This is a genomic window from Streptomyces sp. NPDC007901, from assembly GCF_042959465.1.
Taxonomy (GTDB): domain Bacteria; phylum Actinomycetota; class Actinomycetes; order Streptomycetales; family Streptomycetaceae; genus Streptomyces.
Genome location: NZ_JBIBKW010000008.1, coordinates 127,048 through 142,926, shown reverse-complemented (window position 1 = coordinate 142,926; position 15,879 = coordinate 127,048). Strand labels below are relative to the sequence as shown.

The 15,879-nt window shown below is 67.2% G+C and carries 7 protein-coding genes and 3 pseudogenes; 5 read left to right on the top strand and 5 right to left on the bottom strand.

The window, feature by feature from the left end; genetic code table 11:
• A pseudogene (locus ACFZDK_RS26110) lies at nt 1–741 on the top strand (hypothetical protein); the annotation flags it as partial.
• Between the two features lie 314 nt (nt 742–1,055).
• The gene (locus ACFZDK_RS26105) at nt 1,056–2,837 is read left to right on the top strand and encodes a hypothetical protein (RefSeq protein ID WP_390976106.1); all 1,782 of its coding nucleotides are present in this window, start codon (nt 1,056–1,058) and stop codon (nt 2,835–2,837) included.
• 52 nt (nt 2,838–2,889) lie between these two features.
• Here the strand turns inward: ACFZDK_RS26105 and ACFZDK_RS26100 are convergent, their stop codons facing one another.
• Nucleotides 2,890–3,975, bottom strand: a complete 1,086-nt coding sequence (locus ACFZDK_RS26100) for an integrase core domain-containing protein (RefSeq protein WP_390976504.1) — start codon at nt 3,973–3,975, stop codon at nt 2,890–2,892.
• Between the two features lie 250 nt (nt 3,976–4,225).
• Nucleotides 4,226–7,498 carry a hypothetical protein gene (locus ACFZDK_RS26095; RefSeq protein WP_390976104.1) on the bottom strand — a complete coding sequence of 1,091 codons (3,273 nt, stop codon included), beginning with the start codon at nt 7,496–7,498 and terminating at the stop codon, nt 4,226–4,228.
• Nucleotides 7,499–7,523: 25 nt separating this feature from the next.
• Here ACFZDK_RS26095 and ACFZDK_RS26090 point away from each other — a divergent pair, with 25 nt between their 5' ends.
• Both ACFZDK_RS26090 and ACFZDK_RS26085 read left to right on the top strand, forming a co-directional pair.
• The gene (locus ACFZDK_RS26090; RefSeq protein ID WP_390976102.1) at nt 7,524–7,724 is read left to right on the top strand and encodes a hypothetical protein; all 201 of its coding nucleotides are present in this window, start codon (nt 7,524–7,526) and stop codon (nt 7,722–7,724) included.
• Between the two features lie 536 nt (nt 7,725–8,260).
• Entirely contained in the window at nt 8,261–9,499 is a 1,239-nt protein-coding gene (locus ACFZDK_RS26085; protein WP_390976100.1) for an IS256 family transposase, read from the top strand.
• A gap of 318 nt (nt 9,500–9,817) precedes the next feature.
• Here ACFZDK_RS26085 and ACFZDK_RS26080 read toward each other — a convergent pair.
• Nucleotides 9,818–10,357 (bottom strand): annotated as a pseudogene (locus ACFZDK_RS26080) (transposase); the annotation flags it as partial.
• Here ACFZDK_RS26080 and ACFZDK_RS26075 point away from each other — a divergent pair.
• Nucleotides 10,352–11,761 (top strand): recombinase family protein, encoded by a 1,410-nt coding sequence (locus tag ACFZDK_RS26075; RefSeq protein ID WP_390976502.1) that lies wholly within the window; start codon nt 10,352–10,354, stop codon nt 11,759–11,761. The pseudogene ACFZDK_RS26080 and the gene ACFZDK_RS26075 sit on opposite strands and share 6 nt — an antisense overlap.
• 546 nt (nt 11,762–12,307) lie before the next feature.
• On the opposite strand, the pseudogene ACFZDK_RS26070 reads toward ACFZDK_RS26075, so the two are convergent.
• Nucleotides 12,308–12,515: pseudogene (locus tag ACFZDK_RS26070) on the bottom strand (transposase); the annotation flags it as partial.
• 193 nt (nt 12,516–12,708) lie between these two features.
• The gene (locus tag ACFZDK_RS26065) at nt 12,709–15,861 is read right to left on the bottom strand and encodes a hypothetical protein (protein WP_390976098.1); all 3,153 of its coding nucleotides are present in this window, start codon (nt 15,859–15,861) and stop codon (nt 12,709–12,711) included.
• Nucleotides 15,862–15,879 lie beyond the last annotated feature (18 nt).

The window sequence follows — 15,879 nt, the reverse complement described above, 5'->3', positions numbered from 1 at the left end:
CGGGCACTGGCCGCGGTGGCTGAAGCAGTGGCCGCCGCCGGTGGCCACAAGCGGGCCGAGCAGATCGCCCGAGCCCTCACCACCCGTCGAGAGCGGGCGCGGGCACTGGCGGCGGTGGCTGAAGCAGTGGCCGCCGCCGGTGGCCACAAGCGGGCCGAGCAGATCGCCCGCACCATCACCGACCCCCGGCAGCAGGCGCGGGCACTGGCCGGGGTGGCTGGAGCGGTGGCTGTGGGCGGTGACCGCGAGCGGGCTGCCGGACTGGCTGCAGACGCCGAACAAATCGCCCGCACCATCACCAACCCGGACTATCGGGCGCAGGCGCTGGCCGAGGCGGCTTGGGCGGTGGCTGTGGGCGGTGACCGCGAGCGGGCTGCCGGACTGGCTGCAGACGCCGAACAAATCGCCCGCACCATCATGGACCCGCGGGAGCGGGCGCGGGCACTGGCCGGGGTGGCTTGGGCGGTGGCTGTGGGCGGTGACCGCGAGCGGGCTGCCGGACTGGCTGCAGACGCCGAACAAATCGCCCGCACCATCACTGACCCGGACCGGCAGGCACAGGCGCTGACCGAGGTGGCGAAGACAGTCGGCCTGCCGCGTGCCGGTCATTTGTTGGGGGAGGCATTCTCGCGGGGGTCATGGCTGACGCCGCTGCCGGTGCTGGCGAAGATCCTCCCGCAGGAGATAATCCGGTTCGCTGACGCGGTTTACGCAGACGATCCTTCGCGTGATGCCCAGTAGGTACGCCGTGGTGTTGGGGTACGACTTTCCGTTCACTCAAACGGGTGATGCGGCAGCCGGTGAATCGCCTGCGTTGCGCACGTGGGCAACTTATGGGATGCCCCTCGAACTGGCTCACAAGGAGGGCGGCAGGCCGTCGCGCAACCGGCGCGACAAACGGTAACCGAACACGGTATAGGCGTTCCGGCCCACTGCGGACACCTTGCCTGCGCTGGTATCCAGCCCGGCCTTCGCCAGGCGGCGGTGGGACGGTACGATGCGCTGCCGATCTGCGCATGACAAATGCACAACTCGCTGTCCGGGGGGACTTCTACATGAGACCACGCCTGTTCATCTCCACGTCGGTCGCGGCTGGCTTTCTCGCCACGCTGGCCCTGCCGGGGCAGGCCCTGGCCGAGACCTCGGTGCCAAGCCCTACGCCCGTGACGACCGACGACACGCCGACGGCTGACGCCACGGGACCGGCTACAGTCGGCGACGCCCCCGCTGCGCCGGACGGACAGGGTCCCGTGACACTCACCAAGAGGGTGTCGGGTCTGCCCTGGGCAGCCGCCTCCCCCTTCGACTACACCAATGACCGTGCCAACTTCCGTGTCTCCGCATGGTCGTCCGGCGACGACGCAACCGTCACATCGCTCACCGCCCGCTTCTACCCGCTGAACGCGCCCACGGGCGCGGCACCCGTACTCACCGTGACGGACTTCGCATACACGGACGCGCATGTGTGGCGGGCGACGGCCCCGGTCGTGCTGCCTGCCTTCGGTGCCTACCGGGTTGCGCTGGACGTTCGCGACGACCACGGCTACGACGTCACGCTGCCCGCCGGCGGGACGGTGGAGTACCAACAGGTCGTTCACTTCAGCTCATACACGCAGACGGTCCCGTCGAACTTCGACTTCGACCACCGGACCGTCACCGTCCAGGGGGCCCTCACCCTGACCGACCCGGGCACAGGCCAGGTCAGCCCCTTCCCGGGCGCCACCGTGTCCGTCTACAACAACACCAGCGGCTCTTCGCCGAAGGCGACGACGGCTGCCGACGGCACCTTCACGACCTCGCTCGACGCCGGCGGTGCGATCCAGACCTTCGGCGAATACGAGCCCGTCCGCGAGGACAGCTGGACCCACACCCACGCGTATGCCTACCTCCCCCAGCCCGACCTTCCCGCGTCCGAACCCACCCGGATCCGGCTGACCTCGCCATCGGACGTCGACGTCCCCGCCGGCGCGGCCACCGTGACCGGCGTCGTGGAGCGCAAGGCCGGCGACGTCTGGCTCCCCGCTCCCCGCACCTTTTTCGACCTGTCAGGCCCGCAGACCGGTTCCGAGTGGATCTCCAGTGGCTTCACCGACGACCGTGGAGCATTCGCCATCCCGATCTCCCAGGCCGGCGCCTACCAGGTCCGTGACGAGGCGACGGACTTCCTGCAGCAGAGCCCTGTCGAAAGCGTCCGCGTCCACATTCCCCAGCACGGAGCCCAGTTCACCGGCCTCAGCATCTCCCAGGACGCCACGGGCCAGGGCCGGATCGCCGGCCGTCTCACCCTGGGACAGGCCGGTGCCCCGCCCGCCGGCACCACGGTCCGGGTGCAGTACTCCGCCGACGGCAAGACCTGGCGCGACGCGGCTACCACCACGGTCGGACGACAGGGCCTCGGCAAGGACGAATTCCTCTGCGGCGTCCGCCAGGGCGGCAACGCCAACGGCTACTGGCGTGTCTCCTTCCTCGGCAACCGCGACTGGCTGCCCGTCACCGGCAAGGCGGTGCACCTGTTGCGCACTCCCACCCGGATCACCGGCGGCAGACCGAGTACCACGCACGCGAGCCACAACCAGAAGCTGTCCTTCTCCGGGAACCTCCAGCAGTCTGCCGCGGGAACATGGCACGCCTACGGCCACGCCACCGTGCGACTGTGGTTCCAACCGTCCGGCAGCAAGACCTGGCACCTCATGTCAACGGCCACCACCGACACCCGCGGCCAGTACAGCCTTAGTGCCAAGGACACCAACAGCGGCACCTGGTATGTCGCCTACCAGTCCCCCGATACGCACCACCTCAACTCGACGAGCGTCCACACCCGGGTCGGCGTCAAGTAGTCCGCTCGTCCACTGCGCTTGGCTGTGGGGCTCGAAAAGTCATCGCTGCTGCTCAGCCCGCATATCGGTACTCGTTGATGGTGCCGCCGAGGATACGGGTTTGGAGGAGTCTGTGGTCTTCGAGGTTGTGGACGGGGGTGGTCGGCTCGGTGGCCTCGGGAGGTCGCTGGTGCCGGGCACGGTGCGGCCGATGCGTGTTGTAGTGCCGGGCGAACTCAGCCAGTACCCGTGTGGCGTGGGCCTCGTTCAGGATCAGGACGTGGTCGAGGGCTTCGCGACGGATGGTGCCGATCACTCGCTCGCAGTGCGCGTTCACCCGCGGCGCCTGGGGTGCGCTGAGCAGCACCTCGGCCTCCTCCGCTGCGAAGACGGCATCAAAGGCCGCGGTGTACTTCGCATCCCGATCGCGCAGCAGGAACCGCGGTGACCGGTCGCGTTCGCCGAAGCTGACGGCGGTGTTGCGGGCCTGCTGCACCACCCACGCGGCCGCCGGGTGCGCGGTCGCCCCGGTCACGTGCAGTCTGCGGGTGCCGTGCTCCAGGAACGCCATGGCGTACAGACGCTTCCCCAGCACGGTGTCCAGATGGAAGAAGTCCGCGGCCACGATGCCGTCGGCCTGCGCGGTCAGGAAATCGCGCCAGGTCGGGCCGGTGCGGCGTGGGGCCGGGTCGAGGCCGGCGGCGTTGAGGATCTTCCACACGGTGGAGGAGGCAATGGGGTGCCCGAGCCGGGCGAGTTCTCCTTGGATTCTCCGGTGCCCCCACCGCGGGTTCTCGTGTGCCAGTTGCCGCACCAGGCGCTTGAGGGCGGCCGCGGTGGGCGGGCGACCGGTGCGTGCGCGCCGCGCGCTGTAGTCCCACTTCGCAGCGATCAGCTGGCGATGCCAGGCCAGCAGCGTGCCTGGGGTGACAGGGAAGACCCGGCTCCAGCGGTGACGGGGTATCAGGGCGGACAGCGTCGCAAACCACAGCCGGTCGGAGGGCTCGTAGCGAACCTGGGTCTTCAACTGCCGCCGCAGCACGGCGTTCTCGTGCCGCAGCACCAGCACCTCTGCGTCCTTCGCAGTGTCACGGCGCAGCAGCACGCCGGGGACGGACAGCAGCCTGCGGGCCACCTTGTACAGCAGCGAGACGATCACCGGGTCATCCTGCCAGCTGCAGCCGATCACGGATCCGACGTGCAGCGACGACTTTACGAGCCCCACAGGGTAGACAAGCACGCGAAGCTCCTGGCGGACACGGGTGATCTTGGTCGAGAACCCGTCTACCAGGAGCTTCGTCGTTGCGCAGGACAGTCCAACTCGCGGTCAGCACCGCCAGCTTGAAAAGGGCTCAATGAATCCTTGTTGGTCGAAGAAACGGATGGGTGACGGCGGCTGCGGAAGGTGTTCACTGCCAAGGGGATGTGGGAGTGCCATCAGGGTCGAGTCCGTGCGGCCATCGTTCATGTGCACGAGGAACCCTCCATATCTCACCCGCGTCTATGGCCTGGCCGTACAGAAACTCGACCCCGTGATGGTTTCCGACCTCCTCTTGCATCCTGACCAAGTCGTCAAAAAACAAAGATTTAAAGGCAAGTTGGGCTACTAGCTGGGCGTCGTCGCGGTCCCCAGTCTCCGTCACTCCCTGCAATAGATGAGTCATGGCCATGATGCTGCCAGCCCTCGCAGCTTCTCTGTAGAGGGCTTCAGCGCGCTCTGTGTCTCCTGATCGTTCACGTATTTGTGCCAGTGCGAGTAACCGTTTGGCGTCTGCGGCCTTCTGCGCTGTCTCTTCAGCTCTGTCGAAATCTCCCGCCTGCTCCGACAACTGCGAGACGGCAGACAGAGCCGTGTGGTCGCCGGCTTCGGCGGCGACCCGGTAAAGGGCCTTGGCTCGCTCTTTGTCTCCCGACTTGATCCACTTCCGCGCCAGTCCAACCAACTCGGCGGCGTGGCCGGCGTCGGCGGCTTTCTGGGCGAGCTCTTCGGCTCCCTCGTGATCTCCAGATGTCTTCCGGAGCTCCACCAGGTTGACGAGGGCGAGTGTGTGGCCAGCGGCGGCGGCCTGTCGGTAGAGGGCTTCGGCACGCTCTGTGTCTCCGGATAGCTCACGCTTGACCGCCACATTCATCAGGCCGTCAGCGTGGCCGGCGTCGGCGGCTTTCTGAGCGAGCTCTTCGGCTCCCTCGTGATCTCCAGCTCTCTCCCGGAGCCGCACCAGGCTGACCAGGGCGAGTGTGTGGCCGAGTTCCGCGGCTAGTCGGTACAGCGTTTCAGATTGCTCGTCGGCGCCTGACTTCTCGCATATCCGCGCCAGGTCGATCGCAGCCCGTGAGTTTCCAGCATCAACGGCCATCGCGTATAGGTGCACCGCGCGATTCAGGTTTCCCGCATGCTCCACCATGCCACCGAGAAGAATGAATGTGTCCTGTTGGCCAGCCGCGACGGCCCTCTTGGCCATGGCCTCAGCTCCCTTGTAGTCACCGGCCTCCTCCCGCCGCTGTGCCAGGGCAAACAAAATGGTGGTATCGCCGGCGTCGGTGGCTTGCTGGGCGAACCTTTCGGCTGCCTCGGAGTCCGCTGCCTCATCCCGCAGCCATGCCAGGTCGGCCAGAACGCGCGAGTTCCCCGCGTTCGCAGCCCGGTGGTAAAGGACTTCAGCGAGTTCTAGGTCTCCTTCATGTTCATGTATCCGCGCCAAGTCGACCAGAGCGTCAGTGTGGCCGGCGTCGGCGGCTTCCTGGGCAAACGTCTCGGCTTCCGCGTACGCCCCCGCCTGCATCCGTAGACGAGCCAGGTTGGACAGGGCATGCGCGTTTCCTGCTGCGGCGGCCCGACGGTGAAGCACCTCTGCCCGTTTGTGGTTTCCCGCCTCCTCATGGGTCTGAGCCAGGCCCATCAAGACGTTCGTGTGACCACCATCAACAGCTCGCCAGACGATTACCTCTGCTCCGTCTCCGTCTCCCGCCTGCTCGCGCACCCACGCCAAGTTGACCAGGGTCTCGATATGGCCAGCCTTGGCGGCTCGCCAGGCCATCGCCTCTGCTCCCTGGGGGTCTCCCGCGCGTTCCCGAATCTCTGAAACTCGCTGCAGGGCAGAAATACTGCCGGCGTCGGCGGCTCGATGCCAGAGGTGATGCGCCCATTGGAGTCGGTGCCGGACTTCGGCGGCTCTTGCGAGGTTGTGAAGGTCTTGAGCCTGGGTGAGCTGCGCGTGAGCGGCGTACCAGAAGGAGGCGGGAGGGCACACGATGCGTCGGGTGGCGCGGCCGTGCTGTTCGAGGTAGTCGGCTACGCGGAACATTGGACCGGATGCAGGCGGTTGCGACACATCGGGGTTCTGGCTTCCGGGTGGTCGGCGTTTGGGCCGGGTCCCGGTACGGCGAAGGGGAGCCTGCTTGCCGTGGACAGGGCGGGCAAGTTCGGCGAACGCGGCTTCCGCCCAGTCGTGGCCTAGCTGGTCGTAGTCGTGGTCGCTGAGGTAGTCGATCGCCGCATCAGTTAGGAATGACTGGGGTAGGTGAAGGCCAACGCCGAGACGGCGAGCATCCATCGCTGCCTCAAGCATCGCCCTGGCCGCCGGCGTGGCGTGTTCGTAGCGGCGCAGCAACTCAGGGGCTCCGGCCAAGTCCTGAGTCACTCGTCCATCGGTTTGGGCGCGGGCGAGAGCATCGGCGAGCAACTGATCGCCGCCTCTCGCTAGATCAGATGCCTTACGGAGAGCGGCCTGGTCGAAGGTCTCCGGAATCGTCACCGTGCAGCCGGCAAGCAGTTCCCGTACTCGACTGTACGGGTCCGACTCGCCCACTTCCGGAAGGGTCAGGTACTGAGAGGCGTACTCGGGCCACAGTGTGCCCAGGACCAACACTGGGCCGCGGGAACGGGTGAGCAGGCTGTGGACAGCGGCGGCGACCCGCTCGCCGACGAGGCGGTCGCCAAGGTAATGCTGCGCCTCGTTCAACCAGACCACTGTGTATCGCTGAACTCGTTCGAGATCTACAAGAGCAGCTTCGGCTCGCGTGGGATCAAATGGGTGCCACAGACGCCATCCCTCGTGCGCCAGTGGTTGCACAGCTTCCCAACACGCCCTCGTCTTGCCCGTTGAGGAAGACCCGACGAGAACCACGATTCGGCTGTTGCCCTTGACGGCGTCTTGGACCGCTTCGGCGAGAGTTCGGTCGTGCTCCCGCTGTACGTAGCCCGGCATCATCCGCATCGGGATTTGGCCGGAGATCCATTCACCCGGCACAGTTCCCGAAGGGTGGATCTCCAAGTCATGGGGATTCCACTCTCGGATGGGTTTACCCGGGCCCTCCTCCCTGGCGACCGGGGCGGCTTCGTCAGCGGCAGTGCGTCGCAGGTCTTGCAACTGCACCTCGGACAGGCGCAGCAAGGGGGCCAGGGCTGCGATCGTTTCCGGCGACGCGAGGGGGCCGTCGATCTGGAATGCCTGTTGCACGGTTGTGCGACCCAAGTTGGCCTGGCGGGCGAGCTGCGTCTTTGTGAGGCGAGCCCGAGCGAGCCCGTCTGTCAGTTTTTTGTGCAGTTCCTTGCGTGCCGCGTCCCGCACATCTTGGTCGCTCACCCCACACGCCCCCTGTCGCTGTGTTCGCCGGTGTTCATCTTCGTCCGGCCGAACCCCAGCGAACACTCTTCCCGAGACCTTCGTCTGCGTGAACATCCCATCGATTGCAGGGAGTCTTGTTGTGTCCGGTCTCGTCGTTGTTCTGCTTGTCGCGACACTCGTGGTGATCCTCGCACTGCTGGTGGCCGCAGGCGCGGGCAAGCTCGCTCGCCTGGGTGGCGCCACGTACCCAGCGGCCCTCAGGCAGGCCGCCACCGCGTTCGCGGCGGTCCTCACCCTCGCGGCAGCCGTGGCCGACGCGCTTGCCGCAGTCCTCAACTGAACCGCGGTCATCACCCTAACGCGGGTCTGCGACGGTCTCAGTTTCGGTCTCGATTGACGCCAGATCTGGCACCGTTCGCCGTGGCCCGTGGATGTCCACCGCCGTACCTGCCCAGCAGTGCAGCAGGCTATGCAGAGGTCCTCGGACGTCCACGGACCAAGATCGGACAACTCGTAATGCGTAGGTCTCGGGTTCGAATCCCGAAGGCGGCTCCATGGGAAACCGCAGGTAAGGACTCTGACCTGCGGTTTCTTCGTTTGTTCGACCTTGGAATGTCCGCGCAGAGGGTTCTTGTCGCCTGTGTATGGAATGCGTAGGTCAGAGGTTTCCCTCTCCGCGAGAGGTGGCCTGTCTCTCGTGCCCTTGATTGCCGTTGAGCTGCAGGTTCCTCGCGTTCTGCTGGGTTGCGTCCAGGGAAGTGGTGTACGGGTTTGACCTGATCCGGGGGTTTGCTCCGGCTTCTGGCTGAGGCCCGCAATAGATGAACGGCCACCGGCTGATCTTCGAGATGTCGAGTCACGAAGGAGATCAGCACGATGACCGCACCCGACAGTCTGCCCCTGCACGCCCTCGCCGAGGACAATCTCGCCGCGGCGAGTCCCGATCTGCTGCGCGCGATGGTCAAGACGTTCGCCGACGCGCTCATGTCCGCGGAGGCCGACGCCCTCTGCAACGCCGAATACGGGCAGGTCAGCGAGGAACGCGTCAACCACCGCAACGGCTACCGCCCACGCGAGTGGGACACCCGCGCAGGGACTGTCGAACTCGCCGTCCCCAAGCTGCGGCAGGGCAGTTACTTCCCGCACTGGCTGCTGGAACGGCGCCGGCGGGCCGAGCAGGCCCTGATCTCGGTGGTCGCCACCGCCTACCTGCTCGGCGTCTCCACGCGCAGGGTCGAGAAGCTCGCCGAGTCCCTCGGGGTGACCCAGCTGTCGAAGTCCCAGGTCAGTGCGATGGCCAAGCACCTGGACGAACAGGTCACCGCGTTCCGTAACCGCCCCCTGGACGCCGGACCCTATGCCTTCGTCTGGGTGGACGCGCTCACGCAGAAGGTCCGCGAGGGCGGCCGGATCATCAACGTCCACGCGCTGATCGCGGTCGGAGTCAACGCCGACGGGCACCGCGAGATCCTCGGCATCGACGTCGCCACGGCCGAGGACGGTGCGGGCTGGCTCGCCTTCCTGCGTTCCCTGATCGCACGCGGCCTGTCCGGCGTCCAGCTCGTCATCTCCGACGCGCACGCCGGCCTGGTCGACGCGACCGGGGCGGTGCTGCCCGGTGCGTCCTGGCAGCGCTGCCGCACCCACTACGCAAGAAACCTGCTGAGCCAGGTGCCGAAGTCGGCCCAGCCGTGGGTGGCCACCCTGCTGCGGACCGTGTTCGAACAGCCCGACACCGACGCGGTCAAGGCCCAGATGACACATGTCCTGGACGCTCTGGAGGCCAAGTTCCCCAAAGCTGCGGCCCACTTGGACGCCGCCCAGCACGACCTGCTGGCCTTCACCGCCTTCCCACGCGAGATCTGGCGGCAGATCTGGTCGAACAACCCGCAGGAACGGCTGAACAAGGAAATCCGCCGCCGCACCGACGTGGTCGGCATCTTCCCCGACCGCACCGCCGTCATCCGGCTCGTCGGCGCGGTCCTGGCCGAGCAGAACGACGAATGGACCGAGGCCCGCCGCTACATGGGTCTCGACCTCCTCGCCAAGGCCCGCCTCCACCCGATCGAGTCAGAAGCCGACGACACCGTCCTGCCCACCGAACTCACCGCATAGCCTCAAAACGAGATCACCGAGTGGCCGTCGATACACCACTCCAGCGGACGTGACCGACATCTTTCTCGACTTCATTCAGACAGGCGAACCTGGTGAGTTGAGCAATTGGTATGAGTTGCAGGAAGGGGCTCTGTCGCCAACTGAGACATCGCCGAGCTCGATATTTCGTGACGGTCTGCCGACGGAGTCGGCAGACCGTTTCGCGTTCCGTAGCTGCTCGCGGGCAGGCCGGTGGCCCGACTGTCGTGTCGGGTGGGCTCCGGGTTCCACTGCTGCGAAGACGGATGGTGCTGCTTGTAGGGACGGGGAAGCTACTGGTCAGACTGGGTTCAGCAGTTGGTCGAGCCGTTCGAGGGCGTCGTTGACGTGGCGGCGGCCGGCGGTGACGAGCTGGCCACCCCGGCTGAACAGGCGGCGGGGTCCCCAGAGCCGGGTCTTGCCCTTCAGCGCAAGCATCGGCATCCAGGCCAGCAGGTCGAGTGCGATCTGCGCGATCTCCAGCCAGATCCTTTGGGCAGTGTCGTGCAGGGGGAGGTTCGGCAGGCCGGTCGCGCGGGCAGCCCGGATGCGGTCCTCGGCCCGTACCTGCAGGCGGTGGCGGAGTTCGAGCCCGGCGATGGGCTGGCCGGTGGTGTTGGTGGCGAAGCAGGTGATGCGCATGCCGTCGGCGTCCGTGATCCTCAACTGGGCACCGGGGTACGGTCGTTCCTTCCGAACGATCAGCCGCATGCCCTTGGGCCAGCCGTCGAGCACGCCGCCGGTGAGTTCAGCGACCCAGACCCCGTCACGGATCTCTCCGTCGGGCTCGACGGCCGGGGTCCATGCCGCGGGCGGCACCTTGAGTACGGCCTGGTGAAGTACACGAAGGGTGCGTCATGCGAGCGCATCAGCAAGGCGGATGAGGGCGACGAAGACGGTGTCATCCGTCAAGGCGAAGACACCGCAGAGTTGGCCGAACGGCGCGGAATCCCTCTCCAGGGGCGCCGCTTCCGGGACAACGACAAGTCGGCCACCCACGGCAAGCACCGTCCCCAGTACGAGCTCCTCATGGCTGCCGTACAGCGCGGCGAAGTCGACGTCATCATCGTCTACATGCTCGGCCGGCTCTGGCGGAACCGGCGCGAACGGGCCGAGGGAATCGAGATTCTCCGCAGGCACGAGGTGTCCGTGCTGTGCGTCAAGGGCCCCGAGTTGGACCTCACGACGGCCGCTGGCCGTCTCCTCGCCGGCCTCCTCGGCGAGGTCGACACGTTCGAGGTCGAGCAGATGTCGGAGCGGGAGCAGCGGGAGATGCGCCAGCGCGTCGAGCGGGGCGTGCCGCCGAGCGGGCCGCGCTGCTTCGGTTACACCGCGGACGGCACGGAGCTCGTCGAGGACGAGGCCGCCGAGGTCAAGGACTGCTTTCACGCGCTGCTCGCCGGAGCGACCCTCTCCGGCATGGCCGCGGGCCTCAACGAGCGGGGCATCCTCACCCGCAACGGCAACCCTTGGTCACACAACACCATCCGCGGTGTACTGCTGAACGAGCGCTACGCAGGGCTGCGTCAGTACCGCGGCGAGTTGTACCCGGGTAAGTGGCCGGTCATCGTGGACGAGGCCACATGGCGGGCGGCGAAGTACGTCCTTGAGGACAAGAGCCGGGCGACAAGCCCGGGACCGGGCCGGCGGTGGCTGCTGTCGGGGATCGCCCGGTGCGGTGTCTGCGACGACGGGACGACCGTGACGTCCGGGTCGCGAGGCGGCCCGAAAGGCACGCGGGGGCGCACGGAGCCGCTGTACCGGTGCCGGAAGACGAAGCACCTGGCGCGCGGTACGGGACCGATCGACCTCACCGTCGAGGAGTACGTGGTCCGGCGCCTGTCGCGCCCCGACGCCGTCGATCTCCTCGTCGACGACAGCGCACCGGGGACGGGGGAGCTGTGGGCGAAGGCCGTTGCCCTGCGGTCCCGGATCAGGTCCCTGACCGACGCGTTCGCGGATGACGACGATGCGGACGGCGCCGAATTCAAGGCCGCCACCCGCAGGATCAAGGCCCGGCTGGCTGACGTCGAGGCGCAGATGGCGCACCTGCGGCGGTCGCGCATTCTGGTGGACATCGTGACTGCCGAAGATCCCGCAAGGGCCTGGAAGGATCTGATGCTTGACCGGCAGCGCGCGGTGGTCGCGACGCTGGCCACGGTAACGCTCCTGCCCGGCCGTCCGGGCAGGGCGCCGTTCGATCCGCGATCGGTACGGATCGAGCCGCTTAAGGGGATGGGCTGACCCCGCGGGCGGATCAGCCCGCGACAGGGTGCGTGTTCAGCGCGCACCCTTGCGGCGGATGCCGCTCGCCCCGGTATGACCGTTGATTCGCAGGGGCCCACAGGCTGCCGATGGTCAGCTTCCGCCCGGACGGCTGGGCGCGGATGGGAAGAACGGGGCGTTCAGGCCAGTTCACGGCCACGTGGTCGTCACGGAGCAGGCTTTAGGCGCTGCTTGAGAAGTCGCCGCCTGCGGTCGGCAGCTTCCACATCTGGCGGCCTTAGCTGTTGGTGTCGGCGCGGGTGAGCCGTGGGGTTCGGGATGTCGGCGAACTGGAGGTCGGCGGCGAGGATGTAGAGGGGGGCCGTCGCCCGCTGGCTGCTGCCACATGGCGGGCCCTATTCGACGGGGCGCGGGCGTGGTCAGGCCGAGCCGATCCTTCTCCCGGTCCTGCTTCTCCTGTGTCGTCTGCGCGAGGATCTCGCGTGGTGCGGGGGGCGTGGTCGGCGACGAGCGCGGACAGGTGGCGGATGTCGTACACAGCGCCGTCAGCCATCCCCTGTGCTGCTGGGGGATCCATCGGCGGGCGGCCCGCCACTCAGCAGACTCGGTCGACGGCGTTCTCGAGCGCCGCTCGTTGCCGATGTCGTCCTGCCACCACTTCGACAACGTGACGGGATGGATGCCGAGTTCCATCGCTGTCTGTTTGGCCTGCCTGCCGGTGCGGATCAGCGCGATGGCGCGCCCGCAACTCTGGAGGATAGGGACGAGGCATGCTGCCAGCCTTCCGTGAAGGGCCGTCAGTTAGCCACCAGAACTGGAACCCCAGAGGTGAGGCAGGGCCCAGGTCAAGATGTCACCCGATCGTGCGGTAGACCCTGTCGCGTGGATTGAGGCGACACTCACGGGGCCGATGGCGTGTATGTCGTCGTTGCCTCGGGCGCTGTTTTGCGGCGGTAGCTTCGTGTTTATGGATTCAGCGCGATGGCTCGGCGGACGCGTGCGCTGTTGTCGGTGCGGAGCCGCTCGGTGATGGCTTGGTACTCAAGGCGTTCGTCCGAGGGGAGTTGGGCGAGGGTGTGGGCCAGGTTGTGGCGGACGCCGGTGTTGAAGTCCTCGGCGAAGGTGCGTGCCAGAGACGGATCCCGGTGATCGGCGCGGCCCCAGCAGATCACGGCGGTCTGCCGCATGAACGGTGAGGGGTGGGCGGCCGTCAGGGATGTCGGCGCGGGGATCAGGCGGTCTAGTGCGAGCAAGGTCTGTGCTTGCAGCCGGCCGTGGCCTGGTTTTTGTTCGGGATGGATCAGGTGCGGGAGCAGACGCTGTTCGACGCGGATGGCTTGTTCGGCCGTGGTGGCGAAGACGGCGGTGGCGTACAGGATCTCTGCGGGCAGACGCCAGTCTCCTCCAGTGTTGATCTTGACGCGGCTCAGGGGGTGCTGGGTGTGTCGGTCGAGGGCGTTGGTCGGACGCTCTGTGAGATCTTGGTACAGGTCCATGAGCCGTCGGAACGTGTCGTCTCGCACGGGCGCCGATAGGGTTTCAGCGAGGATGGACAATGCGTGAACGGCCTCGGAGCGCCGGTCGGCAATGTCGTTGCGGTCTTCGGCCCACAACAGCAGGTGCGCTGCGACGCGTTCGCGCAAGACTCTGGCCGACTCGCCTGTGCCCAGGCTGCTTTGGCCGTTGGAGCACGCCGTGAGGTAGGCCGCGCACTGCCGTGCGGTGGTTCCCATGGCATAGAAAGGGCGTAGGGTCCCCACCGGTTCGGCCAGCACCGTGTCGGCCAGTTCCTGGGCGGTCTCCGGGACAGACGGGTCGTCCACCTGCCAGTCGGCCAGGAGGGCCGTGGCCCCGCGGTGCCCTTGCTGCGCCCGTTGGCGCACCACTGGCACGGCCGACGGCAGGTGGGCTTGCAGGCCGGCAAGCAGACCTTCAGCGCCTTTTATGTCTAGCTTCCATGCCTCCAGCAGGCCTTGGGCGGCCTGGTCGGCTACAGGCAGTTTGGCCTTGATGCAGGCACCGAGGAAAGCCAGCATCTGTTCGTCGGCGAGCCGGGAGATGCCCGGCTCTCTGGGAATCCAAGCGACCAACAGGGGCAGCACCTGTTGCGCTGAGGCCGCCGGCAGCCGCTCATCGAGCGCTGCAAGCGCTCCGAGAGCCTCCTGGACCGGGTGGATGCCGGTCAGCCCCGTCTGCGCCCCTGTGGTGACGATCTCCGTCAGGCGGGCCGCGATGCCCGTGACGGCGTCATCAGGAATGAGATCCGCCTGCTGGCCGATCACCGCTGCGGCCGCGCTGCGTACCCACCGCGCCCGCACCTCCAGAAGGCCGCATACATCGAGGTACTCGAGAAGCGATGCGGCGGCGGAGCGCGCGTCCTTCCTGCGGCCGGCAAGGACGAGTTGACGCACGGCGTGCTTTGTTTCTCCGGCGCGGTTGAAGACTTCGCCGTAGCGTTGGTGGGCGAGGTTCTCGTCGGTCAGCGCACCGGAGATCCGGTCCTGCCACAGCCACTGATGTGAGGACCGCAAGGCATCCGGCAGCCTGTCGTCGACCAGGGCTTCCAGCGCGCTGACGGCCGGGTTGAAGGAGAGGTCGATGAGCCGCGCGCCCTTGGCGCCGACCGTGCGGGCCGAGAGCATGGCCTGGGACGATTCCCTGAATCCGGCGTTGTACTGGTCGGACAGAAAGGAAATGGACCGCAGGGCGTGCCGGGCGTCGCCTCCCAGACCCTCTCGGGTAGCGGCCAGCACAGCGCGCCGGTAGACCTCGATGGCCTCGCTTCCGAGGTCTGCAAGGGCCAGGGCGCGTCCACGGCGCATGTACACCAGGACCGCAGAGCGTTCCGGCATGCGGCCGCCCAGAGCGCGCCGGTCGAGGTCGGCATAGGCCTCTTCCGGGCTCTTTCCGGCTCGTATCGCCAGGTCCGCCAGGCAGCACTCCAACCGGATCCGTGAAATCCCTGCCTGAGAGGTGACAACCTCGGAAGCCAGATCAGCCAGCCCCACCGGATGATCGTCGGGGTGGTCATCGGCAACGATCTGCTCGATCACCGCCAGCACCAGGCGGGCTGCCAGGGGATCGCCCGCCTGCACCACAGCCACAAGCGCGGTCGTGACTGGCGCGAGGTCGTATCCGTACTCGAACCAGTCCGCCAGCGCCTTCAAGACCACATAAATCTTGGATGCGGTACCGCCGGCGTCCGAAGCCAGCCGTTCCAGGCGCTGATCCACGAACATGCGGTCGCCGGTTTCGTACCGGTCGAGCATCAACGTGGCCGCGACGGTGAAGGCCGCGTCGGCCTGTCCTGCAGACGCCAGCAGGTCGCGCTGCCGTGTGCGCAACTGGTCGGCATGTCCGGTGAATGAGGCCTGTTCGAGTTCAAGCGCCAGATCGCCGAAGAGCTCGGCAGCCGGCCCCGGCTCCGTCTCCGCGAGTTGCTGCGCGCGGTGCAGGGCGTCCGCCAGGCCCAGGTGCTCGAGCGGGTCGTTCAACAGCGCGTAGCCATGCGGCAGGGTCGGAATCGGTGGGGCCTCCACCCCGCAGAACGCCTTGGCCCATTCCGGACCGAAGACACCAGCGACAAGGTACGGGCGTTCCCGCAGGAACCGGGAAAGGGCGCCTGCGTCGTAGAAGTCAATGTCTATGTCGCCCTGGTAGTTCTCCTGCAGGGCGACGAGCACGTCTTCCACGGCAGTGTCGTCGATGACGCACCCCGTCGCCAGGACGAAACGCACCGCATCGAAGCGTCGTTCGGACCACCCCTCGTCGGGGGTGGTGGTGCGGGGCGGGCCGGTGAAGTCGGTGACGGCCGCACGGAGTGCTGGCGCCGAGAGGGAGACGATCCTGCGCACCTGGTAGACGTGCGTCTGCCCTTTCCGCCTGCCGACAAGGTCGAGTCCGCCCTGGTCCTGCCCGGATCGGCCGTAGCCACGGATATCGTTCATCCCGTCGACAAGCCACATGACCTCGCCGACCACGCGCTCGAACACAGGCGGGGACAGCTCACTGAAGGGCAAGACCTCGGGGGCAGAAAGGGGCGGACTGAGGGGTAGCTGACTCCGACGGCTGACGAGCGCACCGAGACGGATATCTTCCAAGGGCAGTCCAGCGGCCATCCTGTGCTCCTTGCGACC

Excerpts from the sequence above, each read along its gene's own strand:
- ACFZDK_RS26105 (WP_390976106.1), top strand. The coding sequence starts at position 1,056 with ATGAGACCACGCCTGTTCATCTCCACGTCGGTCGCGGCTGGCTTTCTC.
- ACFZDK_RS26095 (WP_390976104.1), bottom strand. The coding sequence starts at position 7,498 with ATGTTCACGCAGACGAAGGTCTCGGGAAGAGTGTTCGCTGGGGTTCGG.
- ACFZDK_RS26085 (WP_390976100.1), top strand. The coding sequence starts at position 8,261 with ATGACCGCACCCGACAGTCTGCCCCTGCACGCCCTCGCCGAGGACAAT.
- ACFZDK_RS26065 (WP_390976098.1), bottom strand. The coding sequence starts at position 15,861 with ATGGCCGCTGGACTGCCCTTGGAAGATATCCGTCTCGGTGCGCTCGTC.